This window comes from Neobacillus sp. PS3-40, assembly GCF_030915485.1.
GTDB lineage: Bacteria > Bacillota > Bacilli > Bacillales > Cytobacillaceae > JAUZPL01.
Window position 1 is genome coordinate 349,410 of sequence record NZ_CP133266.1, and the last position, 23,451, is coordinate 372,860.

Annotated in this window: 24 protein-coding genes, 2 pseudogenes and 1 riboswitch; of the genes and pseudogenes, 9 read left to right on the forward strand and 17 right to left on the reverse strand. The window is 34.8% G+C overall.

All coding sequences use genetic code 11. From position 1 onward, the window contains the following. Nucleotides 1-515 precede the first annotated feature (515 nt). Nucleotides 516-2,072, forward strand: a complete 1,557-nt coding sequence (locus tag RCG20_RS01800; RefSeq protein WP_308182529.1) for an ABC-F family ATP-binding cassette domain-containing protein — start codon at nucleotides 516-518, stop codon at nucleotides 2,070-2,072. A 222-nt stretch (nucleotides 2,073-2,294) separates the two neighbouring features. Here the strand turns inward: RCG20_RS01800 and RCG20_RS01805 are convergent, their stop codons facing one another. The 6 genes from RCG20_RS01805 to RCG20_RS01830 form a co-directional block, all read right to left on the reverse strand. Further along, entirely contained in the window at nucleotides 2,295-2,723 is a 429-nt protein-coding gene (locus RCG20_RS01805) for a DUF4181 domain-containing protein (protein WP_308182530.1), read from the reverse strand. 250 nt (nucleotides 2,724-2,973) lie between these two features. Beyond that, nucleotides 2,974-4,176, reverse strand: a complete 1,203-nt coding sequence (locus tag RCG20_RS01810; RefSeq protein ID WP_308182531.1) for an IS110 family RNA-guided transposase — start codon at nucleotides 4,174-4,176, stop codon at nucleotides 2,974-2,976. Between the two features lie 320 nt (nucleotides 4,177-4,496). Next, on the reverse strand, nucleotides 4,497-5,003 hold the full coding sequence (locus tag RCG20_RS01815) for an SRPBCC family protein (protein WP_308182532.1): 507 nt from the start codon (nucleotides 5,001-5,003) through the stop codon (nucleotides 4,497-4,499). A gap of 198 nt (nucleotides 5,004-5,201) precedes the next feature. Further along, nucleotides 5,202-5,597, reverse strand: a complete 396-nt coding sequence (locus RCG20_RS01820) for a hypothetical protein (RefSeq protein WP_308182533.1) — start codon at nucleotides 5,595-5,597, stop codon at nucleotides 5,202-5,204. Between the two features lie 114 nt (nucleotides 5,598-5,711). After that, the gene (locus RCG20_RS01825; protein WP_308182534.1) at nucleotides 5,712-6,167 is read right to left on the reverse strand and encodes a kinase; all 456 of its coding nucleotides are present in this window, start codon (nucleotides 6,165-6,167) and stop codon (nucleotides 5,712-5,714) included. A gap of 390 nt (nucleotides 6,168-6,557) precedes the next feature. Continuing rightward, nucleotides 6,558-6,683, reverse strand: a complete 126-nt coding sequence (locus RCG20_RS01830) for a DUF6440 family protein (RefSeq protein WP_308182535.1) — start codon at nucleotides 6,681-6,683, stop codon at nucleotides 6,558-6,560. A 433-nt stretch (nucleotides 6,684-7,116) separates the two neighbouring features. On the opposite strand from RCG20_RS01830, the gene RCG20_RS01835 reads away from it, so the two are divergent. After that, on the forward strand, nucleotides 7,117-7,476 hold the full coding sequence (locus tag RCG20_RS01835) for a hypothetical protein (RefSeq protein ID WP_308182536.1): 360 nt from the start codon (nucleotides 7,117-7,119) through the stop codon (nucleotides 7,474-7,476). 1,094 nt (nucleotides 7,477-8,570) lie between these two features. Here RCG20_RS01835 and RCG20_RS01840 read toward each other — a convergent pair. From RCG20_RS01840 to RCG20_RS01850, 3 genes are read right to left on the reverse strand one after another with little or no spacing between them, the layout of a single operon-like run. After that, nucleotides 8,571-10,349 (reverse strand): aminopeptidase P family protein, encoded by a 1,779-nt coding sequence (locus RCG20_RS01840; RefSeq protein ID WP_308182537.1) that lies wholly within the window; start codon nucleotides 10,347-10,349, stop codon nucleotides 8,571-8,573. Continuing rightward, the gene (gene eutH / locus RCG20_RS01845; protein WP_308182538.1) at nucleotides 10,333-11,445 is read right to left on the reverse strand and encodes an ethanolamine utilization protein EutH; all 1,113 of its coding nucleotides are present in this window, start codon (nucleotides 11,443-11,445) and stop codon (nucleotides 10,333-10,335) included. Before eutH ends, RCG20_RS01840 begins: the two co-directional genes overlap by 17 nt. 41 nt (nucleotides 11,446-11,486) lie before the next feature. Beyond that, complete coding sequence (locus RCG20_RS01850; protein ID WP_308182539.1) at nucleotides 11,487-12,068, reverse strand: helix-turn-helix domain-containing protein; 582 nt, start codon at nucleotides 12,066-12,068, stop codon at nucleotides 11,487-11,489. Between the two features lie 365 nt (nucleotides 12,069-12,433). After that, a riboswitch (guanidine-I (ykkC/yxkD leader) is annotated at nucleotides 12,434-12,532 on the forward strand. 61 nt (nucleotides 12,533-12,593) lie between these two features. On the opposite strand from RCG20_RS01850, the pseudogene RCG20_RS01855 reads away from it, so the two are divergent. Next, nucleotides 12,594-12,934: pseudogene (locus RCG20_RS01855) on the forward strand (multidrug efflux SMR transporter). Then, nucleotides 12,934-13,257, forward strand: coding sequence for a DMT family transporter (locus RCG20_RS01860; protein WP_308182540.1), 324 nt, complete (start codon nucleotides 12,934-12,936; stop codon nucleotides 13,255-13,257). Before RCG20_RS01855 ends, RCG20_RS01860 begins: the two are co-directional and overlap by 1 nt. A 227-nt stretch (nucleotides 13,258-13,484) precedes the next feature. Here RCG20_RS01860 and RCG20_RS01865 read toward each other — a convergent pair. The 5 genes and pseudogenes from RCG20_RS01865 to RCG20_RS01885 all read right to left on the reverse strand — a co-directional run bounded on the left by RCG20_RS01865 (nucleotide 13,485) and on the right by RCG20_RS01885 (nucleotide 16,440). After that, nucleotides 13,485-13,936, reverse strand: a pseudogene (locus tag RCG20_RS01865) (DUF2812 domain-containing protein). After that, nucleotides 13,923-14,240, reverse strand: a complete 318-nt coding sequence (locus tag RCG20_RS01870; protein ID WP_308182541.1) for a PadR family transcriptional regulator — start codon at nucleotides 14,238-14,240, stop codon at nucleotides 13,923-13,925. Before RCG20_RS01870 ends, RCG20_RS01865 begins: the two are co-directional and overlap by 14 nt. A gap of 379 nt (nucleotides 14,241-14,619) precedes the next feature. Then, the gene (locus tag RCG20_RS01875; protein ID WP_308182542.1) at nucleotides 14,620-15,081 is read right to left on the reverse strand and encodes a GNAT family N-acetyltransferase; all 462 of its coding nucleotides are present in this window, start codon (nucleotides 15,079-15,081) and stop codon (nucleotides 14,620-14,622) included. Nucleotides 15,082-15,215: 134 nt separating this feature from the next. Then, nucleotides 15,216-15,773 (reverse strand): DEAD/DEAH box helicase family protein, encoded by a 558-nt coding sequence (locus tag RCG20_RS01880; RefSeq protein ID WP_308182543.1) that lies wholly within the window; start codon nucleotides 15,771-15,773, stop codon nucleotides 15,216-15,218. Nucleotides 15,774-16,041: 268 nt separating this feature from the next. Then, nucleotides 16,042-16,440 (reverse strand): VOC family protein, encoded by a 399-nt coding sequence (locus RCG20_RS01885; RefSeq protein WP_308182544.1) that lies wholly within the window; start codon nucleotides 16,438-16,440, stop codon nucleotides 16,042-16,044. Nucleotides 16,441-16,909: 469 nt separating this feature from the next. On the opposite strand from RCG20_RS01885, the gene RCG20_RS01890 reads away from it, so the two are divergent. Together RCG20_RS01890 and RCG20_RS01895 are read left to right on the forward strand one after the other, a co-directional pair. Then, on the forward strand, nucleotides 16,910-17,044 hold the full coding sequence (locus tag RCG20_RS01890) for a hypothetical protein (protein ID WP_308182545.1): 135 nt from the start codon (nucleotides 16,910-16,912) through the stop codon (nucleotides 17,042-17,044). Nucleotides 17,045-17,082: 38 nt separating this feature from the next. Then, complete coding sequence (locus RCG20_RS01895; RefSeq protein WP_308182546.1) at nucleotides 17,083-17,559, forward strand: PAS domain-containing protein; 477 nt, start codon at nucleotides 17,083-17,085, stop codon at nucleotides 17,557-17,559. Between the two features lie 271 nt (nucleotides 17,560-17,830). Here the strand turns inward: RCG20_RS01895 and RCG20_RS01900 are convergent, their stop codons facing one another. Further along, nucleotides 17,831-18,271 (reverse strand): HEAT repeat domain-containing protein, encoded by a 441-nt coding sequence (locus tag RCG20_RS01900; protein ID WP_308182547.1) that lies wholly within the window; start codon nucleotides 18,269-18,271, stop codon nucleotides 17,831-17,833. A 211-nt stretch (nucleotides 18,272-18,482) separates the two neighbouring features. Next, on the reverse strand, nucleotides 18,483-19,316 hold the full coding sequence (locus RCG20_RS01905) for a class I SAM-dependent methyltransferase (RefSeq protein WP_308182548.1): 834 nt from the start codon (nucleotides 19,314-19,316) through the stop codon (nucleotides 18,483-18,485). 101 nt (nucleotides 19,317-19,417) lie between these two features. Here RCG20_RS01905 and RCG20_RS01910 point away from each other — a divergent pair, with 101 nt between their 5' ends. Further along, nucleotides 19,418-19,849, forward strand: a complete 432-nt coding sequence (locus RCG20_RS01910; RefSeq protein WP_308182549.1) for a hypothetical protein — start codon at nucleotides 19,418-19,420, stop codon at nucleotides 19,847-19,849. 72 nt (nucleotides 19,850-19,921) lie between these two features. Here the strand turns inward: RCG20_RS01910 and RCG20_RS01915 are convergent, their stop codons facing one another. Beyond that, on the reverse strand, nucleotides 19,922-20,449 hold the full coding sequence (locus tag RCG20_RS01915) for a GNAT family N-acetyltransferase (protein WP_308182550.1): 528 nt from the start codon (nucleotides 20,447-20,449) through the stop codon (nucleotides 19,922-19,924). 439 nt (nucleotides 20,450-20,888) lie between these two features. Between RCG20_RS01915 and tnpB the strand changes: the two genes are divergently transcribed. Both tnpB and RCG20_RS01925 read left to right on the forward strand, forming a co-directional pair. Next, complete coding sequence (tnpB, locus tag RCG20_RS01920) at nucleotides 20,889-22,091, forward strand: IS200/IS605 family element RNA-guided endonuclease TnpB (RefSeq protein ID WP_308182551.1); 1,203 nt, start codon at nucleotides 20,889-20,891, stop codon at nucleotides 22,089-22,091. A gap of 144 nt (nucleotides 22,092-22,235) precedes the next feature. Beyond that, nucleotides 22,236-23,396, forward strand: a complete 1,161-nt coding sequence (locus tag RCG20_RS01925; protein WP_308182552.1) for a glycoside hydrolase family 18 protein — start codon at nucleotides 22,236-22,238, stop codon at nucleotides 23,394-23,396. Nucleotides 23,397-23,451 lie beyond the last annotated feature (55 nt).

A 23,451-nucleotide genomic window follows, 5' to 3' on the forward strand; every position in this document is an offset into this window, starting at 1 on the left:
TTATTTTGGTAATTTGGATTGTACGTAAGTAAAAGGGATAAACTCCACGTGGAATACGTTAAAGTCTATCCCTTTTATAGTAGCAATTAAGTTAACACACTTTAAGCTTGCTTTTTATACATATTTTTTCAATTCTAACCTACTTATTATATCAAACATTTGGGTAAACTTTTTCAAAAATGAATTTGCCAATACATATAGATACAGGCGGATTTTACCAAATAATTCAAAATCAGTTTTTAGAAAAAGTTGCTCACAGGCTTTGTGTTTTATTTACCTGTCTATCAAATTGGAAATTTCAACTATTCCATCAAGCTCTAATCTGTGTTAAAATTTAGTTTTGGTGCTATCCATTCAGATAAAGAAAACTCGTTGATTTCGAGCCCCTAAGGGCGATAATTAGGCGTAGTTACACTTAATGGCTAGCAGAATTTATGGATATAAATTCTGATTAGCTAAAAAGTATAAATGATTTTAATAAAAAAATAACATGAAATTTAAATGAGGTCGAATATATGAGTATATTAACGGTTAAAGACCTAAGCCACGGCTTTGGCGATCGTGCCATCTTTGATAATGTATCCTTTCGCTTGTTAAAAGGAGAACATATAGCTTTAGTCGGTGCAAACGGTGAAGGGAAATCAACATTTATGAATATCATCACAGGGCAACTTCAGCCTGATGATGGAAAAGTTGAGTGGTCTAAGAATCAACGAGTCGGTTATCTCGATCAACATGCTGTTTTACAAAAGGGAATGACTATCCGTGATGTCTTAAAAACGGCTTTTCAATATCTCTTTGATGTCGAGGCGAATATTAACACTATTTATGGAAAAATGGCTGACATTTCACCAGAAGAAATGGAAAAACTATTGGATGAAGTTGGCACGCTCCAAGATATTTTAACGAATAATGACTTTTACATTATTGATGCAAAAGTCGAAGAAGTTGCGCGTGGACTAGGCCTTGATGATGTAGGTTTAGAAAAAGACGTTCATGATTTAAGTGGTGGGCAAAGAACAAAGGTTTTATTGGCAAAGCTTTTACTTGAGAAACCTGATATTCTCCTTTTAGATGAGCCTACTAACTATTTAGATGAACAACATATTGAATGGTTAAGACGTTATCTGCAAGAATATGAAAATGCATTTTTATTAATTTCTCATGATATTCCATTTCTTAATAGCGTTGTAAATGTGATCTACCACTTAGAAAATCAAGAATTAAATCGCTATGTAGGAGATTACAATAGTTTTCTTGTAACATACGAAGCAAAAAAATTACAAGTTGAAGCAGCTTTTAAGAGACAGCAAGCAGAGATTTCCAATCTAAAGGATTTTGTTGCCCGTAATAAAGCAAGAGCATCCACTAGTAATCTTGCTATGTCAAGACAAAAAAAGCTTGATAAAATGGACGTGATTGAGTTAGCACAGGAAAGACCAAAACCTGATTTCAGATTTAAAGAAGCAAGAACCTCAGGTAAATTAATTTTTGAAACAAAAGAATTAATCATTGGGTACGATGAGCCGCTCTCTAAACCATTAAACCTTCATATCGAGCGGGGCCAGAAAATTGCGTTAGTAGGAGCTAACGGGATCGGTAAGACTACACTCCTTCGTAGTATTCTTGGAGAAATAGATGCCCTTTCTGGGACACTTGAGCGCGGTGAACACCAGTATATTGGTTATTTTGAACAAGAAGTAAAAACAGCAAATCAAAACACGTGTATCGAGGAAGTATGGAATGAATTCCCTCATTTAAGCCAAGGCGAAGTACGTGCTGCGCTTGCAAGATGTGGTCTAACAAGAAAACATATTGAAAGCAAGATCTCCGTATTAAGCGGGGGCGAAAAATCGAAGGTTAGGTTATGTAAGCTCCTCAACAGGGAAAGCAATATTCTTGTTTTCGATGAGCCCACAAACCATTTGGATGTAGATGCAAAAGCCGAACTTAAACGGGCGTTGAAATCGTATAAGGGAAGTATTCTCCTTATCTCACATGAACCTGAATTCTATCAAGACGTGGTAACAGATATTTGGGACGTAGAAACTTGGACAACTAAAGCAATCTAAATTTGGATGACAAAAAAAGCCTGCCTTTTGATAACGGGTTCTGTTTCCTATCGCAAAAACCGAAAATGCAATCGAAACTGCAACCAAATTTGCTATATGGATTCGTAATTAAAAATAAAATGGCTCAGTTCTATGAACTGAGCCATTTTTAATATCAATTTTTTCGATACCTTGTTGAACTAACGCACCCCGTTACTTCAATAGAGACTACTTTTCCTTTACTTATACTAATCCAAAAAAATCAGTCTTGAATAATGTAAAGAACAATATAAGAACAAATATTATTTGACTAATTGTTAATTTATAGGCATTAGGATTTTCTGCATACTTTCGTTCCATAACTGCTCTAACCGTTTCAGAAACAACAATAAAAATAAATATTATAAACCACGGTTGTAAAAACCAAAGCCAATTTATAGGGTCTCTCATAATGTTTATAACATATCCTGACAAGATACTTACTATTGTTGTAATTCTAATTGTCCAATCAATTTTTTTATGTTTCTCATTAACATGGTTATATGAAAAGAATTTCTTTCTCTCAATTTTTAGCCATTTTCTCATTATTGTATTAAACGAAACCAACAATAATAAAACAAAAGCTAACAACGATATTAATCTTAGCCAAAAAGTAGGCTCTACCCCGTACATAAATTTACCCTCCCGTACTTTTATTTTTCTATATAATTCTATGTTCTTATTGAACTATCCTGTCCCTTTAGTTCAAGAAGGAAAAAAGCCACCAAAATGGCAGCTGAATCTTCAACTAAACCAGCTAATAGGATGTCAATATCTTTCTCTAAAAATTACATTTCCCTTATGTTATACTATTTTTGGCCATGCCAAATAACCCTCCAAAACCCCTTTGGAAGGATTTTTCTCTGTTTCACAAAACCGGTAATTAACCTAAATCAAGGAACTCTTCTTTTCTCTTCAATAAAGCGTAAATCCAATGAAGAAGTTTATTAATGCAGGCAACGATTGCCACTTTAGCAGGCTTTCCTTCTGATTTTTTCTTATCATAGAATTCTTTAAGCTTTTTGTTTCTTGAACTCCTTATGCCACATAAAACGGCAAGATACAGGGAATGGCGTAGTCTACTTGAACCCCTTTTGGTAATTCGATTGATTGTTGCCGTAAACTTGCCCGATGAGTGAACACTTGGATCCACTCCAGCGAAGGCAACGAGTTTTTTAGGATGATTAAACCGATCGATTTCACCAATCTCAGAGATAATCGTTGCAGCGATTTTTTCTCCGATTCCCGGAATCGATTGGATGATCTTGTATTCTTCCACTTCATTTGCCAAGGTCACGATACGATCTTCCAAATCAGAAAGATGACCTTGGTAATGAAAAAGCAGCTCAACATACATACGCAGATTAATTAAGTGACTTTCATACACGACTTTTTTAAATGGATTTCGAGATGCGGAGTCCATTATTTTTTTTGCTTTTTCCCTTGCCCATTGCCCAGATCGGCTAGGACAGAACTCCATAACACTCCCTACCAATTTACTTTCTCCAGCTGTTAATATGGACTCAGAAGTGGGATATTCCTTTAACATCAATAAAGAAACCTTTGAATATAGATCTCCAAAAACTTTCCGGTATTCAGGAAACACTTGATCTAAAATGGTGTGAAAATGAAGTTTAGCTTCCACGTACATATTTGTTACAATCTCCTGTTGTCTTGACAAATTCCGAAGGTTCAAGAGTTGAATCCCTCTATTTCTATGAGCTTCAAAATCTTCTTTGTAATAAAGTACACACAACTGATACGCATCGATTGCGTCTGTTTTTACCTTACGTAAACTAGACTTTTTTGCCTGATAAGAAATAATAGGATTTAGTAAGATATATAGAATCCCGTGTTCCTCCATGTATTGAACAACAGGCGAATGATAATGCCCCGTAGATTCTAATATGACCATAGGCATTTGCCCGGTCACCTCTTCAATCTCTTTTAAAAAGCCTATAAAGTGATCTAAGTCTTCACTTGTATGCCTCATTGAAAAGCTTTTTCCATACGGTTTTGATTTATCTAAAAACGCCTGAACTTGGCTTTCTCCCTTTGCTACATCCAGACCAACTACTGGATTCATCGTCCTCTCCTCCACCAATTACTAACCAGTACCCCTAGACCTCCATGTAGTGTCATAGCTTCGCTTGTTATACGAGATCTACGTCCCAACCAGCCTCAAACATGTTTCTACAAGTAGGGGGCGGACAGTTTAGTTGACGGGATCAATGCCCCACGCACCCGTACGTCCTACCCTGGCTACTGATATAATAGATTCTATTAAAAAAAGGTCAACCAGTAAAAACTGGTTAACCTTATAATACGAACGCCCCCGTTAGCTCAATGACCTGTAACGTTCAAAGTGATTAAGGTTTTTTGGCCGATTAAATTTTTTATCGCATTCTAATTCAGGGAGACAAGATAGTCGGCAAGTTTATCGAAAGTACCCTCAAGATCTTGTTGAAGCATTGGAGCCATACCGTTGTAGGATTCTTGTTCCTCAGCGGAAGCGTTCACAGGGCAACCTTTCAGTTTTAAAACAGTTTTACCTTCGTCATCTTCAAGCTTTATGACATTCATAATTTCAAGAGGCCAGCTCCCACTAAAAGGCGCTCCGACCGTATTGCCTTGCTCATCGGAAAAGGATTGGATATAAGACACTTTCTCAGGTTCGACGACCTCTTGATATGTAAATTTTCTCCACATAACTAGATTTCCGTCAGGAGACGTCAGAAAACCTAAAAACCGACCACCTGATCGAGCGTCCATTATAACGACTTCAAGGGTGAATCCCTTTGGTCCCCACCATTTCGCGAAATGCCCGAGCTCTGTCCATGCTTTAAATACGAGTTCGCGAGGGGCATCGATTACACGCGTAAATTCGAATGATTGATTCAGATTGTTAACCATAAAAATCCTCCTTGTTTTTTGAAAGGAACTATTTCTAGTCTACAACTTTATTTTCTCAGTCAAAAACTTTGTTTTTCAGTCTAATACTTTATCTCACAGAACAATGATACCGTGTATTGGAGTATCCTGCCCATTACTTGAAGAAGACAAATGCTTTGCCTCATTGTTGAGTAAGAGACAGGTTAAATAATGTTTTTCTCAATGAATAATGTCTAAATCATCTTCATCTTCTTCGTATGTATAAAAAATAGCAGAAATACCTTCTCTCAATGCTTCATCAAAGCATTCGAGTAATTCCTTATCTTCTTCAGTATCCCCTAAGTACATATCACGACTCGCTATGGACTGTTCCTCAATGCTTATTACTTCCCAACCTTGATTGACGACATAGTTTTTAGCTGTATTCAAAGCTAATTTTATATTCTTTGAGTTAACCCAACAGTTTACAAAAGCACCTGCACATTCTTCACTTTCGGGATTATCAATATGTGGTATTGCCTCAAACTGAATAAAATAAATTGTCATAATAACCTCCAAGGGTAATTCAATTGCCCTTCGTATACCGTACTTAAATACAAATTCAACAAAAATCATAACGATTCCTTCTTGAACTAAACTGCCCGATAGTTGAATAAGAAAATTAGTATTTAAAACCAATCGGAATAATTACTCTTGCAATTAATTTAAAATCAGTTTCAATACATCGTTTTATGACATATGATTAGTCAATATCATTTCTCCATCCACGCCAAGATAATCGTTTGGATTCCACCAGGCACGCAAAGAATCTTCTCCAAATTCCATCTTTTTCGAACTAGAGTTGTGACGTATGACTGTTTCCTCAAAGGATAAATCAAAATAATAAGTATACGTCTTTTGGTTAAAGAACTGGATTAAGTTATTCAGCATTTCACCATAACGACTTTTATACAAGATTCCTTCCACAATAACAAATTCACATTTATCTTTACCATATTCTGCGATTTGGCGAATCAAATCAATTGAAAGGTTCCCTTCCCTATCGTGAACTTTCAACATTTCACGGCGAACAATATCCTGTGAAACCAAGAGCGTTCCATGCTCCAAATGATTTTGAAGACTTTTCGCAGTCGTTGTTTTTCCACTCCCAGAGTTTCCTCGTATGATAATTAACTTAGATTCCATATTCTCCCTCTACATATTCTGATTGCCTTCTATTTATATAATCTTCCATTATTTATAACAACATTTTCTTACATTTAATGCATTCGATATAGAAATTATTTATTCCTTCTTTCACTAACCTGCCCGTTAGCCATCCATGAATCGGAGCTTCACCACAGAAAATATAAGAAGGATTACGTTCTTACATGGTAGTTTAAGTGAAAATTTTCACAATCTCTTCATTCAATAACAATTTTCTATATACACGTTATTCAAGAATATGGCCCAATTCAAAAAGCACCATCCTTATTAAAGAATGGCGCCCTATTGTTGAACAAGTCTAAACACGATTATTAAACTGAGCTGCGTCGTTAACTCTATAACTTCAACAATTAAATCTTTAATCTTTTTTTAAAATCCACCACCAGCACCAGAATAATTACGCAAGTATAAAACCCCCGTCTCGTTATCACGAATAATCCTAAAAGTTTCTAGACTTCCTTGAATAAAAATATATTCAAATCGTTTGCTACCCATTTATCTACTCTCCCTTAACCTGATAATTACTAAATAGATTCATTAAATCCAGTTCTTGATAGCCTCTTTAATTTCAACATATTTATGCCACTCTTTATAATGCTGTTTCTTAAAAGTAAGTTCGATTATCAAAGCAAACTACAATTATTAAACTAAACTGTACCGTTATTTCAATAACTTCAACAAAAATTCTCTAATCCTTTTTAGTACAACAAAAAAAGCTAATCGAACTTCACCCCAATTGTTAGACACATCTAACAATTGGAGGTACAGTTCATCATTAGAAATGGCGGTCTTTTTCATTTCAAAGGTGAAAAAATTTAAATTTTAGAAATCAGGTATTGCATGTAGGTACCACACATGCTATACTCATTGTGTAGAGAAGGTGCCTTACATGCATGTTTAGGAATCAATATAAAATATGGAGGTTCTTATGCCAATAGTAAAATTGACACTTAACGACGAGTACTATGTAAAATTAAAAAAAATGGCTCAGAGCGAGCAAAAGAGTATCCAAGACTATATCAGAGATACTATATTTCAGATTGATACTATCTTCACCCCAGAAGAAGCTGTAAAGAGAATTCGTGAAGGAAATTTTGAAATTGATGATGAATTTGAGTTACCTGACGTCTATGGTGAGGACTGGATTATCGAAAGAGGCCCTGCAGGTGTATTTGGTAAGAAATTCTTTAATTACGTCAATGCATATCCTGATCTAGGTATTAAATTTAAGGGTATGGGGAAATACGGACGTAGAGCTGTTTATAGAATCGTAAAAAAAGACGACTAACCACATTCAAAAAAAGAGACAGGAGGTATGCACATGAGTAATAAAGTAATTAGAAGAGCGATTAAAAATTACATTATGCACTATGGCAAGCAAGACACGCGCGTTGTTATCGCTACGTTTTCAAAAGCGTTTCATACAACAAAACAACGTATTTCAGGAAATATCAGTTGCATGAAATGCATCGATGGTTCCATTAACATCATAAGTAACAGACACCATAGTATAATGTACTAATCATTTCCACCCTGGCCGGCAGATCCTCTGCTTGTCTTTTTTTATACCAAGGCACAATCTCTTCGCTATATAAAACAAAGGCTGTTTACGTATAGATTGTTACTTACTTTAAAATACTGATCATTTAAGAATATAATTCAGTAGTTAGAAACACTTAGAACTTTATAAACAGGTTAGTTGTGGAGTGTTGTTTAACTTGTGGTCAACAATCGGGTCATATAATTGAACAACATTTTTTATGGGGTAGCGTCAGGAAAGATTCAGATTTAAGATTTATTTAAATTATATTTTTCACAACAAACTAGATGAGGTACGAGGTACATAACGCACCCAAACCCTCGTTTGGTAACATTGAATAAAAGGCTTTTATTCCACAATATGGCCCTAAAATGGAAAATAAGTGCTATTCCTTGTTCAAGGATAGCACCTTATTGCTTAAGAAGAAAATATGAAAAAAAGATACCTAACTGTTCCTTGTTTGTTGAACAATGCCCTCGATACTTTAGGTTCAAAAAGGTATATTAAATTTTTTCAATCTCAAATTAATATGAAGAAAAGTATCGATTCAAATAACTTTGAAAACAAAATTCCAACGAATAGTCCTATTACTGTAAATCAAAAAAATAATGTGATGAATCGTATAGGAGTATTCGCAATGCTTCACTACCATCTCTGCCCTCTCCACAGTGACCAAGTAAGAAGGGTGCTGTCAAGTGCTTTCCTTGACACAGATCTCTCTTTTATTATCTTGTAAACCGCAAACGAAGGCGAGTATTTTTATTACTGTCATTGAGGTTGGTGAATTTCACTGATTTTATACTTTAAGGCAATAAATATTACTTGTATTTGGCTATACCTATTTATATTTCCCTAGTCTCTTCCCTAAGCCATACTTTCTCTTCTTCATCTAAATAAGGAGCGAGCTTTGTGTATACCTCTTTATGATAATTGTTTAACCATTGCTTTTCACTCTCTGTTAACATATCCTTATTGATCCCAGCTAAATCAATAGGGCAATATGTAATTGATTCGAACTTCATAAATTGACCAAATTCTGTTTTCTCGTCTTCATCTACTAACATCATATTTTCAATTCTTATTCCGTATTTACCTTCTAGGTATATTCCCGGTTCATTAGTAATAATCATGCCTTTTTCTAATTTTATTTTATCTGGTATTTTGTTTATTCTTTGCGGACCTTCGTGAACATTCAAGAAAAATCCTACTCCATGCCCTGTCCCGCACTTATAATCCAAACCGTACTGCCAAATAGGTTGTCTTGCTAAAACATCTAAATTTGATCCTGTTGCTCCATGTAAGAATTTAACTGAGCTTAATGCTATAATACCCTTTAACACCAAAGTAAAATCTCTTTTTTCTTCTTCTGTAAGATTTCCTAATACTATCGTTCGCGTAATATCCGTTGTTCCATCAAAATATTGTCCGCCTGAATCAATTAAGAAAAAACCTTCATTCATTAGAGTATATTGCGTTTCTTTATTAGCTTTATAATGCATCATCGCTGCATGTTCTTTATAGCCTGCTATCGTATCAAAACTAGGTTCAACAAATCCATCCTGCTGCCTTCTGAAATCTTCTAATATTTCTTCTGCGGAAATCTCTGTAATTTCTTCCTTATCCACAAAGTTTTTAAGCCATTTTATAAATTTAACCATGGCTACTCCATCTTTTTTTTCACACCATCTTAAATTTTCTATCTCCACTTCATTTTTAATTGCTTTTAATTTAGTCGTGATATTAGGACATTCCATTTTCTTTGTATTATTGTTAATGGCATTATATAAGCTGATATTTGTTTTATTCGTATCTAAAATAATTGCATCTCCACTTTTAAGACTTTGCAAGAATGGTAGTATCTCATGATACACTTTTAACTCTATTCCTTCAGCTTCCAGTTCTAATTTAACTTCAGAAGGAACCTTGCAGGAATCAATAAATAAATAACATTTATGTTCTGCTACGATTACATTAGCTATTGCAATTGGATTATTTGGCACATCTGCCCCTCTTATATTCAAAAGCCAGGCGATATCATCCAGGGAAGTTAATATATAATAATTTGCCCCTTTACTTTTTAATTCTGCCCTTACTTCATTTAATTTTTCAACTCGAGACTTCCCTGCATATTTTACATCATGAACAAAAATTGAGCTTTTAGGCATCTCCGGTCTGTCTTCCCACAATTCATCAATTAAATCCTGTTCCATTTTTAATTCTATTCTCTTTGTTTTTAGTGCTTTTTCCATGGCTTTAACCATTTCTATTAAAAAAATACTTCCATCAAAGCCAACAGTGCTTCCTTCTTTAAGAACATCTTCTAGCCATTCTGTATAAGATGGTACTCCTGGATCCACCATTCTAAATAATCTGATTCCTGAGTTCTCAAGCTGCTTTTCAGCTTGAATATAGTATCTTCCATCTGTCCATAACCCAGCGTCCTCTAATGTAATAACTACAGTGCCTGCAGACCCTGTAAACCCTGATATCCATTGTCTACTTTTCCAATGTTCTGCTACATATTCACTCTGATGTGCATCAAAGCTGGGAATTATATAAGCATCCATTTGATTTTCTTTCATTAGCTGCCTTAACTTTTCAACCTTATCCCTGATTTTCATTACGAATACCTCCATTTTCTTTAAGACTAACTTCACGTTCATACAGCCATATGGCTAGAACTATACTAATTATTCCAGCTGTAAGCTTTGATATAATAAACGCTCCTAACATTTCTGGGGCTACTCCTGACACAAATCCAAACTGACCGCCAAATACAAAAGCTCCACTTACTCCAAAGGCAGTACATACTACCTTTCCTTTAGGATTCATTTCCTTATATGTTCCAAATATCAACAGGTTACTAGCCAAATTTCCTAGAATGCCTGCTACTGACACTGAATTAATTCCAAATTTCTTCCCTATTTCTTCAAAACTATTTTTAAAAATTCGATTTATGAGTGCAAGCATTGGATATGCTCCACCTAAAACAAACGCTATCTTGCCTACTATAACAGTAGATTCAGAAAGTGGTGCTAATCCTGAGACAAGCTTCACACCAAATATCGCATCTATTCCTTGTAAAAGTAACCCAACAACACTCAAACCCATTATGAGCTTTCCAAATACATTAAAAATTTTTATAAAAACATTATGAGCTTTTAATAATCCTATCCCTAAAATAATTGCAAAAACAAATATAGGTACCAGATTCCATACTAATATATTGATATTTATTTTTTGCCATAAGCCTGCTGCGAGACATCCTATAGGTATAGCAATAATTCCAACCAACACACCCTTTGAAAAATATTTTTCATCCTCTTTAGAAAGCATCCCTAATGCGACGGGTATTGAAAAACTAATAGTGGCTCCTAAAGTGGATGCTATAATAATTCCTGAGAATGTCCCCATTTCCTTTGTTAAGGCTAGCTTATCAGCCATTTGATAGCCCCCCATATCTACAGCTAAAAATGCTGCAGGAACTATAGAAGGATCTAAACGAAATACTCTACAGATTGGAATAATCTCAGCAGATAAAAAGTTTGTAAGTATAGGAGCTAAAGAATATATTCCTATCATACCAAGCCCCAAAGCTCCCATAGTCTTTATGCCTTCTTCAAATTTTTCACCAAGTTTCAAATGATTTCCAGAAATATAATCAATGGCTCCTATTACAAAAAAAGAACCGATTAGGTACAATACAAATTTATCCATCGCTTATATCACTTTCGAATACCTTTATATTAGTGTCTTTACTACTCAGCATCTGCACTATAATACTTTCTATTATAAATATAATTAGGAGTGTTAACTGCTAGGAGCTTGACCTTTTTGTTAGTATAGTTAGCCCAATTGTGCTCAATATTTGATTCCATATGAACACTGTCACCAGGATAAACTTCATGCCTCTCACCATTTATATAGACTGTTAATATGCCCTCTAATACATAAATGAACTCTTCTCCCTCATGCTTATAGGATAATATTTCTTCATCTTTCTTTTGAGGAAGAATTTCAATAAGCCTTGGAACAAGGTGTTTATTTTCTAAATTTGGACTTAAACTATACTTAATAAAACCAGCTTCTACTAAATCCAGTATTTCATGCTCATAACTTCTTAAAACCTTATCTTTTCTTTTATGTGGATAATCAAAAAAATGTGTTAAATGAACTTCCAAAATATCAGCTAGTTTTTCAAGTGAATCAACTGCTATGGTAGTAAGCCCTCTTTCTAATTGAGAAAGAAATCCGATAGATAGTTCGCTTTTTTCACTTAACTCTTTCAAAGTAATTCCTTTTTCAGTCCTCAATTTTTTTATTTCTATTCCTATATTCATAGCCTCACCTCTAATTTCGTATATATGAAAATTATAATATATTTTGGTAAATAACACAATTAAACGTGAAATTATTTCATCAATATGAAATTTTTTAAATAATGATCGTTGGTTTGAATTAAAGTTTGATTAAAACGGATCCTTATCTTTCGAATCTTATTTTTTGGTTTTATAAAAAAGTTTGATCATTTTCTGTCTGTTTTGCTCCACAATTGCTCCTTTTACTTGAATAAGAACCGAGCATTATCGTTTCAAATAACACATCTTAAATTGAACAATTTCATTTTCCTATAGTCAATTTATACACCACATTAAACTCTTGAATAGAGTTTAATGTGGTGTATACTATAAAGTAATTATATAAGTTAAATGTTTTCTAGGGTTCCGCAGCAATGAGGGTTGGTCTGGTCCGAGAGAAAATTCACAGCTATGCTGTGTCACGGAAGGATAAAAGCCTGGGAGAAACTGTTTAACAGTTATCTCCTAGGCTTTTTTGTTTTAGTAAATAATTGGAGGTGTATTTCAATGGATACTAACTGGATTAAAGTATTTATTGGTGCTTTTTTTGAAGTTCTTTGGGTTATAGGTTTAAAACAAGCAAATGGCTTTTGGACTTGGACTGGAACATTTATTTCGACCATTATCAGCTTCTATGTAATAATTTCAGCTGGACGAAAACTCCCCGTTGGAACTGTATATGCAATTTTTGTAGGATTGGGTACATCGGGAACTGTTTTATCCGAAATCATATTCTTTGAAGAGCCATTTAAAGTAGAAAAGATAATTTTGATCTTACTTTTATTAGTAGGCATATTAGCTTGAAATTAGTTACAAAAGATGAAATTCAGAATAGAGCTGATTCCTGATGGCGTGGACATCCTTAATCTTAGCAGGTTTATGTGAAATGTTTGGTGTTGTTATGATAAACAAACTGAATAAAAGCCGTAATTGGCAATCCTTAGTTCTATTAGTTCTCGGATTTGGAGCGAGTTTTTTATTTCTTATTTATGCAATGAAATTTCTCCCTATGAGTACAGCATATGCAATTTGGACAGGAATCGGTGATTCTGGTGGCGCAATATTAGGAATGATGTTTTACAGTGAATCAAAAGACTGGAGAAGAATTGTTTGTATAGCAGTGGTTTTAGGTGCAGCAATTGGATTAAAAACTCGTCTCGTAGAGTGTTAAACATTGTTATATTATATTAAATTAAGCTAATATTCACATTCAAAAGATAATCTGTTTGTAAAAAGTAGATTATCCAAATTTATATTGGGAGTTATGCTCCACAATTTGGCCCTAAAATGGAAAATAAGCACTTATCCTTGTTCAAGGATAGCGCCCGATCGTGGTAGATACATTATCCTCAATTACTTCTTTGGATTAAAAAAGTTCATACTTAAATCCCTAGCATATTATTTTTCTTTTAACATTGAATACTTCCGATAAGCCCTGTAGAAACTGCTGCCAAATAAAACAACCATAAATGCGGGAAGCGACCTCAAAAGAACAAATGGTGTTTCAAATATAAGCGCTTTCCAAAATAATGCCCCTTCCATACTCCAAAGACCTTCAGTTAAATATAATCCCGAATCCTTGTAAATCGAATAAGAAAAAAACAAACACAGCGTACCCAACCAAAATGAATAACCCATTAATCTTTTATAAATATCGCTAAGTATTCCTTGAATTTTTCCTTTGGTAAATAATCTTGATAATCAAGTCGCATAACAAATCTTTTGTCCGTTTTTTTGAAAGTGTATATTCCTAATCCACTAATATTTGTACAGCGATAGCCTTCTTGTAATTGCTCATTCAGCCATTTCTCTTCTTTTTCAATATCAAAAAACATGTTAAACATCTTCATTTGAATCATCCCTTCCGTACAAGGATAAAATATGCGATAGCCTTTCTTGTTCCATTTTCAAAATGGCGCTTCCTTCCGCAGTTATCATATAAATTTTTCTCCGGCCCGAATTTCCAACAGGTTCAATCCAACCATGCTTATTCAAGTTTTCAATTGCGCCGTATAAAGTACCAGCCGCTAAACTAACAGTCCCTTTACTTATTTTTTCTATCTTCTGCATTACGGCATAGCCATGAAGTGGTTCACGTAACGCCAATAATATATAATGCATGGTTTCAGACAATGGCAATAATTTATGTTTCATGCTCTCACCCTCTATCCAGTTCAACTATATAGTCTGACTATGTAATAATATAATACAGTTCAACTGAATAGTCAACAGCATTTTTAAAGATTAATCGAAGGAACTTAAAATACAAACTTAATAACAAAGCAAAAGTTTAATCCAAAAAAGTCGATTTCCATTACGCAGGAAATCGACTTTTTGTGTTAATCTTATTCAATTAAATGGCCCGATTGTTGAATAAGAGATGCGGTCGAATTCTCCTCAGCTAAACCGACTATTATTGAGGAATTTCCACAAAAATAAGCGTTAATTCTTAAAAAGAGCGTTAATCCTTCTAGGATCAACGCCCCCGTTAGTGGAAAAAGGCTCTCACGCATTCGCCCTACTTTTCGGAAATCTAATTTAATTTCTTTAGGAGTTTTACATATTCACCGTATTCATCTTCGCCAAAATATAATACGGTTGTAAAACCCTTCTTTTCATATAGATGTCTTGCGTTTAAGTTATCTGTATCTACACCAAGCGTTATTTCCTCATATCCAAGTTGTTTAGCATAATCAATCAAATAATCAACAATAATGCCACCTATTCCACGATTTCGATATTCTTCTTTAACAATCATACGAGATAGATAAATTCGTTTATCTGGAATTGTATAATCTGGGTCATTGTTTTGAAAAACTAACGAGCCTTCTCCTATAAACTCGTTATTCTCTAAATAAATAAATGTAATTCTGTTTCCGCTTACTAATTCGTCATAAAACATCTTAGCCATTTTCGGTTTCTTTTCCATATTCCAAATATTACTGCACTTATTATAGTCTTCTGGATTTAATTTCTTAATTTGATACGCAGCCATAACCTCTCCCTCACTCTTTTTTACTATTTTGAAAATTTCACAAAGAAATAATACAGTTGTTCAACAAACCTTTCCCATCAGCACAAGAAGCGATTGCCCTTGATCTGCAATCGCCCCCGATCACCCTTGGAGATTTATAAATTAAATTTTTCTTTGATAATTTTTGCCACTACTTGTGGGCTCAAATTTGTATTGTCAATCCTTAAATATTTTTCTCTTTTGATTTCACCCTCTAAGGAATTCAATCTGTGTTTTTCTAGCGTCTCCTTTAATTCTTTTTCAGACCATTCAACGTTTCTTTTTGTAGGCTTTTGTTCGAGTCTATGTGGACTTTTATTTCGCTCAAGTCTTTCTTCCAAAACTGCTTCAAGTTCTACAAAGTAAACAGTTCCTCCATTGGATTCAAAAATCTCGCAAACTTGATTAACATAATCCCAATCTTCTTGCATATCGAACGCCCACACATAGGTAAATACCAAGCCTTCTAAGTCACTCTTTGCAACTGCCTCGAATATTTCTTTCCGAAATAGATTTACTAATCTCCACATTTCTGGATTAAATCCGAATAAAGGTGCAAGTAAATCAATAGTCATATGATTATGAAAAAGTTTCAAATCTGTTATTTTAGCTATTTCCTGACCAACAGTCATTTTCCCAACTGCTTGGGGTCCAAAAATCATAACAAATTTCATATGTATCCTCCGTTAAAGCATTTTTCCTAATAATTCTATCTATATTGATTATTTTCCTTCTTCCACTAATCTGACCTTTAATTCAACAAGAAAAAATGACCGCCGCAGCGATCATCATCCTTAACAAAAGCTACCCTTATGTTTAAGTACAATATTTCACAAAGTCAAAAAAAGAAAAGCTTTAAGATAAAAATAAATATTACCCTTTTTGGAGTAAAACCCCATTACCTAATGTAGTTTTTTAAATTTTTAATTTCCCCTAAAACATTCACATAGGAAGATTTAGTTGCCACGAAACTCCGAAGCGGTCATTTACCCAACCAAACTTTTTACTGAAACCATAATCGTTTAAAGGCATAAGTGCTTGTCCACCTTCACCCAGTTTCTCATAAAGATTGTCAAGTTCTTCTTCAGTATTACATGTAACAAAGACTGAGAAAGAAGGTGTAAAAGAGAATTGATGTTTTATATAACTGTCAATACACATAAATTCTTGCCCTTTCAATGTAAAAGTAGCCTGCATTACGGTGCCTTCTGGTCCAGCTTCATTAGCCCCATATCTAACAATGTTTGTAATTTGAGAATCCTCAATGATGGATGTATAAAAATTCATCGCTTCTTCTGCATTACCATCTTGAAACATTAAAAATGGTGTTACCTTTTCCATTTTTATCCGCCTCCTAAATATATGTACTAAATTTATTATAGTTGATTTTCTTTTTGAACTAAACTCGTTAGTTGAAAAAGCCTATGGAATTTTAATGATTTAACATCAAAATGTCTGTGAAATTAACTGATCATTTGACACGTTAATTGACAACTATTTTTTAGCGAACCACAATCATTGACCTATGACTTTGACGATGGCTTTTTGATAAGTTGGTTTATTTTCGCCTTCAGATTTTTCTTCTCCGAACATCAGCTCATTTAGTGAAACGTTGAAAGCTTTTAATAACTTATCAAAATCATCGATTGCAGGGCTTCGTTTGCCACTTATCCAAAGTGCTCTGCTTGATGTTTACGAAAAATACACAGGCAAAAAAGATTACGAACAAATCATCGGTGGTAGTACATTCGGTCGTCTCTTGAAACGTGGTGTTGCTTAAAGTGCGATGTTTGAAGGTGAACAAGACACAATGCACCAAGCCAACGAATTTAAACCAGTTGATGCACTCTTGAAATCTGCAGAAATTTATGCAGAAGTAATCTATGAATTGGCTAAAAGTAATAAAAAGATTATAATATTAGTGGGCGACTTTTTTGCTCACTAATATTTGTATAATATTATTCTCATAAAGGAGATTTATAAATGTCTAAAGAAAAATTGTCAGATTTAATTAGTCCTGAAGCAGTGATTAATTTTGAAACTGGTGCGATTAAAGCAAGCACTTTGGATTCAATCATCAACCTTTTGCCTTTTGAAATGGGCTTTTGCGATGCCAACGATATTTTCCGCTGGTATTCAAATAATCCAGACCGCGTGCATGGTCGCCGTAAAGAAGCGATTGGTCGCCCTGTGCTTGAGCTTCACCCAAAAGTGGCTCACCACGTTGAAAAATTGTTGAATGATTTTCGTTCAGGAACACGCGATGAATGGGAATTTTGGTTCCCAAAACGCACTGGTGAATCGGGTCAAATTTACCAAAAATTCATGGCAGTACGTGATGAATTTGGAAAATACCTTGGCTGTATGGATGTGACCGTTAATATCGACCTTTTCCAAGGAAAAGAAGGTAAAAATACCCCTGAAACTATTGACGAATTTAAAGCTGTTAAGCCTGAATAATAAAAAAACACCTTTCTCATTTGAGAAGCAGCTGAAAAGCACATTGAATTCCCAAATTCAATGTGCTTTTCTTTTTAATAGACTTATCAAGTTTTGGTGGTTACTTATGCTTAAACAACATATTTTTACGGAAAACACCTATATATCAATAAAAAAGGGGCATTAAAATCAGATACGATTTTATGCCCCTTTTCTTATGCTTTTTATAAGCTTGTACTCGAAACAGAACCCGTTACCCTTTTGAAGGAGGCTTTTTTAATCATTCATCCTTCTATTTTTGTAGAGATGTCCAAGTGGTTTCTAACCAACTGTCAAATTCTGTACCTTTTTCACCTTCGTACATATCATAGACATCAAGTCTCATCTTTTTCAACTTTTCTTTAAACTCTTCGTACGTATGGCCCTCAGGTAAACTTTTCTTAATCCTTAAAAAGATTTTCGATGCACCTTTTACCAAGTCGCCTTTTTTCTTTGGAGGTAATTGAACATCTTCACCAAATGCCTGGAGTTTGTGGAAAGCAATCTTTTGAATTTTATAAACAGGATCGTTAATCATTCTGGTTTTAAGTATTTCGATTGTTTGTTTGCTTTTCCACTGGCCTAGCTCGTCAATGGCGTCAATCCGATCTCTCCAACTTGAAGTTCGACTTGCAGCTTTTTTTAATTCCTCGAGGTTTTCAGGTACGTTATTTTTTACTTCTTTATTATTCAACAATTCTATCTCCCTTTAATAAAAGTCTAAAAAAATGTTGCCTTACAATTGTATCACTAACTTTCGAAGTGCATACTCTTTTTTTCACCTTTCCCGAAAAATTACTGTCATTTATGACGATATTCATTGCCAGGAAAGACCAAATTTAATCTTTGAATAGAAAAAATCTCCACACTTTTCATCGAATTTGGCACTTTACTCTTACTTTAATTCATTCAGCCTGCACTACGTATACTGATAGCGGTCTGATTTCTGCAATTTTGTTTACTGAGCTTAGTTCTTCGATTTGAGATAACAACAAGTCCTTCAACTTTTGAGGTATGTCAGTAATGTTCTCAATTTCTTTAGGATAAATGGATCTTGTCATATTTACTTCCCATACGCCATCCTGTAAATCAGGAGAATAGATTTCAGTGTCCCTGGCAACTTTCCAACCCGCTTCAGACATTGCCTTTTTAATTTTATTAGGTGTAAATAATGTTCTGACATTGGATGTGCTAATTGTTTTGTAGCTCTCACAAAGCGCTTGAATCATAATAGCGTTATAGTGTGCCAGTTGTTCTGGAATCTTAACATTAGTACTCCATTCCGCAAAGCAAAGCTTCTTTCCCCAAGGTCTTACCCGCTTTAGTATCGCCACCAATTCCTCATAAGACGAAAAATACCAAGAACATTTCGACAGGACGATATAATCAAAGCTTTCATTTTCAAAAGAAACCGTGTCTGCCAATATATTAAAATTAAAGTCCATGCGAATGTTGCTGCCTATTTCTGAGTCTAATAGCTTTTGGCGTGCTTCCCCTAACGTCATAGGCAAACCATAGCTTTCTTGCGCAATATCAATGCCATGGACAAAGCCCTCCTTACCCACCGTATAGGCAAGTGCAGCGGTAGTGTCTCCCTGACCACATCCAATTTCTAAAACATTCGTCCCTATTGCGATATTCCAAAAATCGATCAATTTCAAACGGTGTGCTGTTTGTATTCTTTGGATTTCTGCTTCAGCTTCCTCCAATTTCATTCCCTGGACTATTTTCTCAATCATATAATTACCTCACATCAACTATTTTTAATTCCCTCAATTATACATTAAAGGTAAATTTCATAAAATAAAAACAAGGTAAATGAAAAAAGGAGTGAGTGCAAGTGCATCCTACCACGATAATTGAGTTAGCATTGATTTCTGGAGCTGCTCTAGTAACCAGTTTTTTTGCATTACTTTTACCTAAAAAAGGCAAAAAAATCGGATGGAGTATTTCGTGTTTGATTTTATTTTCAGGGATAATCTTTTATGCAATAAGACCATTTATTGTGCAACATCAAACAAGTGAAGCCATAATGAAATTGGAAAAATACTTTAATGAAATGTATCCAGAAGAGTCATGGCTTATAACTGATACAGATGAGTATAAAGTGCAATCCTCCGTAACCCTTCTTGTAAGATTTGAGAGTGAACCTAAAATTGTCTATAAATACATCGTGGAAGACACAACAATAGAGCAAGTTGATTTGTGGTTGTTATCTGGTGACCCAGTAGAAGGCAGTGGAATAGATCCACATCACTTTGAAACAAACTAAGGAAATTTCATGAAATGGGCCGCGCTTAAATAAATGAGTTCTGCAACTTCAAAGGCTTATTTGCTGAAAAAATTATCGTTTAAGTAGTGAGTATACATATGTGTCATGTGCTTTACCGTTTTGATACATATAATCCCTCAAAACCCCTTCTTTTTGAAAACCAACTTTAGTTACTAACTCATTAGATGCTTCATTTTCAATAAAAACGACAGCACCGATCCGAGTTAAATCCATTACTTCAAAGCCATATGAAAGAACTTTAGATACTGCTTCCAATGCATACCCTTTCCTCCACTGCCCTGGAAGGATTTCATAGCCTATTTCCGCTCGTTTATGTTTAGGTAGCCAAGCATTAAAACCAATTGTTCCAATTATCCCTTTTGTCCCTTTTCTTTCAATTCCCCACCGAATACCTCTTTTTTCACTATAGTTTTTTGAAAAGAAATCAACAAATTTTTCAGCTTGCTCGATACTTGCTAATGTTTCTTGTCCATATAAACGTGTTACATCATTGTTAGAAAAACAAGCAAAAATACCCTCAGCATCCTTTTTTGTTATTTCTCTTAATAGTAGCCTTTCAGTCTCTAAAATTGGGAACATTTAATCTTTCCTCCTTTCAACTACCAACCAATATAGTACAGTTATTTTTATACTAATCTAGTCAGTTACTAAAACAACTACGAGAAATTTTCGAGGTATTTACCTTGGTTAATTATTAAAACTTTGTCCTTCATAGCTCAATAAAATAACTTACTCACTAATACAAAGTACATTCCCAAATAGAATACCATATTTTTGTTAATTTATTCCTTAAATTTTAAATATTATGTATTCTCTATGTTTCTAACGATTTCATTAAATTAATCATGTCGAGTAAACACTTCCGTAATTTAAATATTTCGTCTTAGCGTAATTGAAATGGATCATTTTTATGATTGGTCGAGAACACTCGTGACTTCAGTCGGGAGATGAATCGACTATTTTTTCGTTGCCTTTTTACGAACATATGTGCTATGATTTGTTTTGGGAGGTGATACTAATGCTGATCAATAAATCCTATAAATTTCGACTTTACCCTAACAAATCTCAAATTATTTTGATTAACAAAACCATTGGGTGTACTCGTTTTGTGTTTAACTTTTTCCTAGGCAAACAAAAAGAGAAAGATGCCTATTGGTACATAGTTGAAGAAATGAAACAAAATGGCCAGCTGCCAGATAATAACTGGAAAGGTGATTTCTTTAATAAATACGATTCCATCAAAGCCATCTGTGAATTAAAGAAGTATTACCCCTTTTTAAAAGAATTGGATAGTATTTCTCTCCAAAAATCCGTAGAAAATTTAAATGTCTCCTATAAACGCTACTACAAGAAGCAAAACCATACACCCAAATTTAAGTCAAAAAAAAACAAAGTACAATCCTACACTACTAAACATACGAATGGGAATATTGCCGTTTTGGACAAACACATCAAATTACCGAAACTAGGGATGGTTCGCTTTGCCAAAAGCCGGGAAGTTGAGGGCCGGATTCTTAATGTCACTATTCGGCGTAACCCTTCTGGTAAATACTTTATCTCTATCGTCGTTGAAAAAGATGTACAAAAATGGCCGAAAACCAATTCCACAATTGGGGTGGATTTAGGACTGAAAGAATTTGCGATTCTGTCAGATGAAACTCCCTATCCTAATCCTAAATTCTATCGAACAGTAGAAGAAAAATTGGCAAAGGCCCAGTGTATATTGTCAAGAAGGCTGGAACTGGCTAAAAAACAAAATCGCCCTCTTTCAGAGGCGAAAAATTACCAAAAGCAAAAGAGAAAAGTAGCTCGGATTCATGAAAGTATCGTGAATGCAAGAAAGGATTACTTGGACAAGGTCTCAACCGGAATAGTCAAAAACCACGACGTGATCGGGATAGAAAATTTGTCCGTAAGTAATATGCTTAAAAATCACCATTTAGCAAAATCAATCAGCGACGTTTCGTGGTCACAATTCCGAACCATGCTTGAATATAAAGCCAAATGGTACGGCAAACAACTCGTAGTTGTTGCACAAAACTTTGCAAGCAGTCAATTGTGTTCAAAATGTGGATATAAAAATAAGGACGTCAAAAATCTTGATGTGCGCGAATGGGACTGTCCCTGTGGCGCACATCACCAAAGGGACATAAATGCTGCACAAAGTCTTAAAAACGAAGCGATAAGACTTTTAACCACAGGAACTGCGGGGTTCGCCTAATCAATTAGAAACCAAAGGGTTTTTGTACTTAGGAATCTCGTGACTTCAGTCAAGAGAGGTTCAAAGGTGGATATTACCATCCCTCACTCCCCTACTTTTTTGATACAATTTTTTAGAGGAAGAAAACTGGGGAGGAATACATCAATGAAAAAACAATATCTCCTCCTAGCAGTGGTAATTGTCATTACCTTCATCGCTGGATTTTACACAGGAGTATTCTATTCTACTAAAATCACAAGGCTTGATAATCAAAATATAATAAAAGTAAAGCAAGTACCTAAATCAGCAATAAAACCACAGCTAAAGGAAATACCAAAGACGGTACCAACAAAAACAAAAGTGTTAATCGGCTATGTTCAGGACTTTCGTGATCCAGATGTGGTTGACTACTCTAAATTAACACATGTTATATTTTCCTTTGCCCACCCGACAAAGGAAGGAAATATTTTGCTTAATGGCGATTCTGCTTTAACTAACCTTCGTGCGATGGTTGCAAAAGCAGATAAACATGGCACAAAAGTAATGTTGGCTGTTGGAGGCTGGTATCATATCAAAGGCGGAGAATCCTATCCCTATTTCAAAGCAGCTATCTCTAATCCAACTACACGAACAAAACTCGTCAATAATCTTACAAAGTTAGCCGATCGTGAAAAGCTTGATGGCATTGATATCGATTTTGAATATCCTCGCTCATCAAGTGACGCAGCAAACCTAGCTGTTTTCACAAAGGAACTAAGCAATAAGCTACACCCGAAAGGTAAGGAGCTTTCGATTGCGGTTTATTCGAAAATTCACGCTGAAGCGGGAACCGTGATGGCATCTGTTATGTATGATCCAGGGATGTTTAAAGATGTCGATCATGTAAATATCATGGCATATGACGGGCAATGGGACGGTGGATACCATGCAGCCAATTTATCTCCATATCCGTTCACTAAGAATGTCGTAAACTATTGGTCGAATCTGTTTAAGACATATCATCTATCGAAAGAAAAACTTGTGTTAGGAGTTCCTTTTTACGCTCAGCCTGATAATCCCTCTGTTAAACAAGTTTCATATGCGGCGATTATCAACAAGTATCCCGCAAATGCCGAAACTGACACTGTTAGCATGAACGGTACCATCTATCATTATAATGGTGAAACCACAATGAGAATGAAAACAAAACTGGCACTCGACAACGGATTTGGTGGGATGATGCTCTGGGAGGCTGGCCATGATTCCAAGGGCTTACACAGTTTAACTGGGGCTATTTTCAATGTTTTAAAAGATTCTACACAGCAATTTGCAACAACAAATAGGTAATAGCAAGGCTGTACTCTCTTCTTTTTTTAGAGAATACAGCCTTTTTTTACGTATC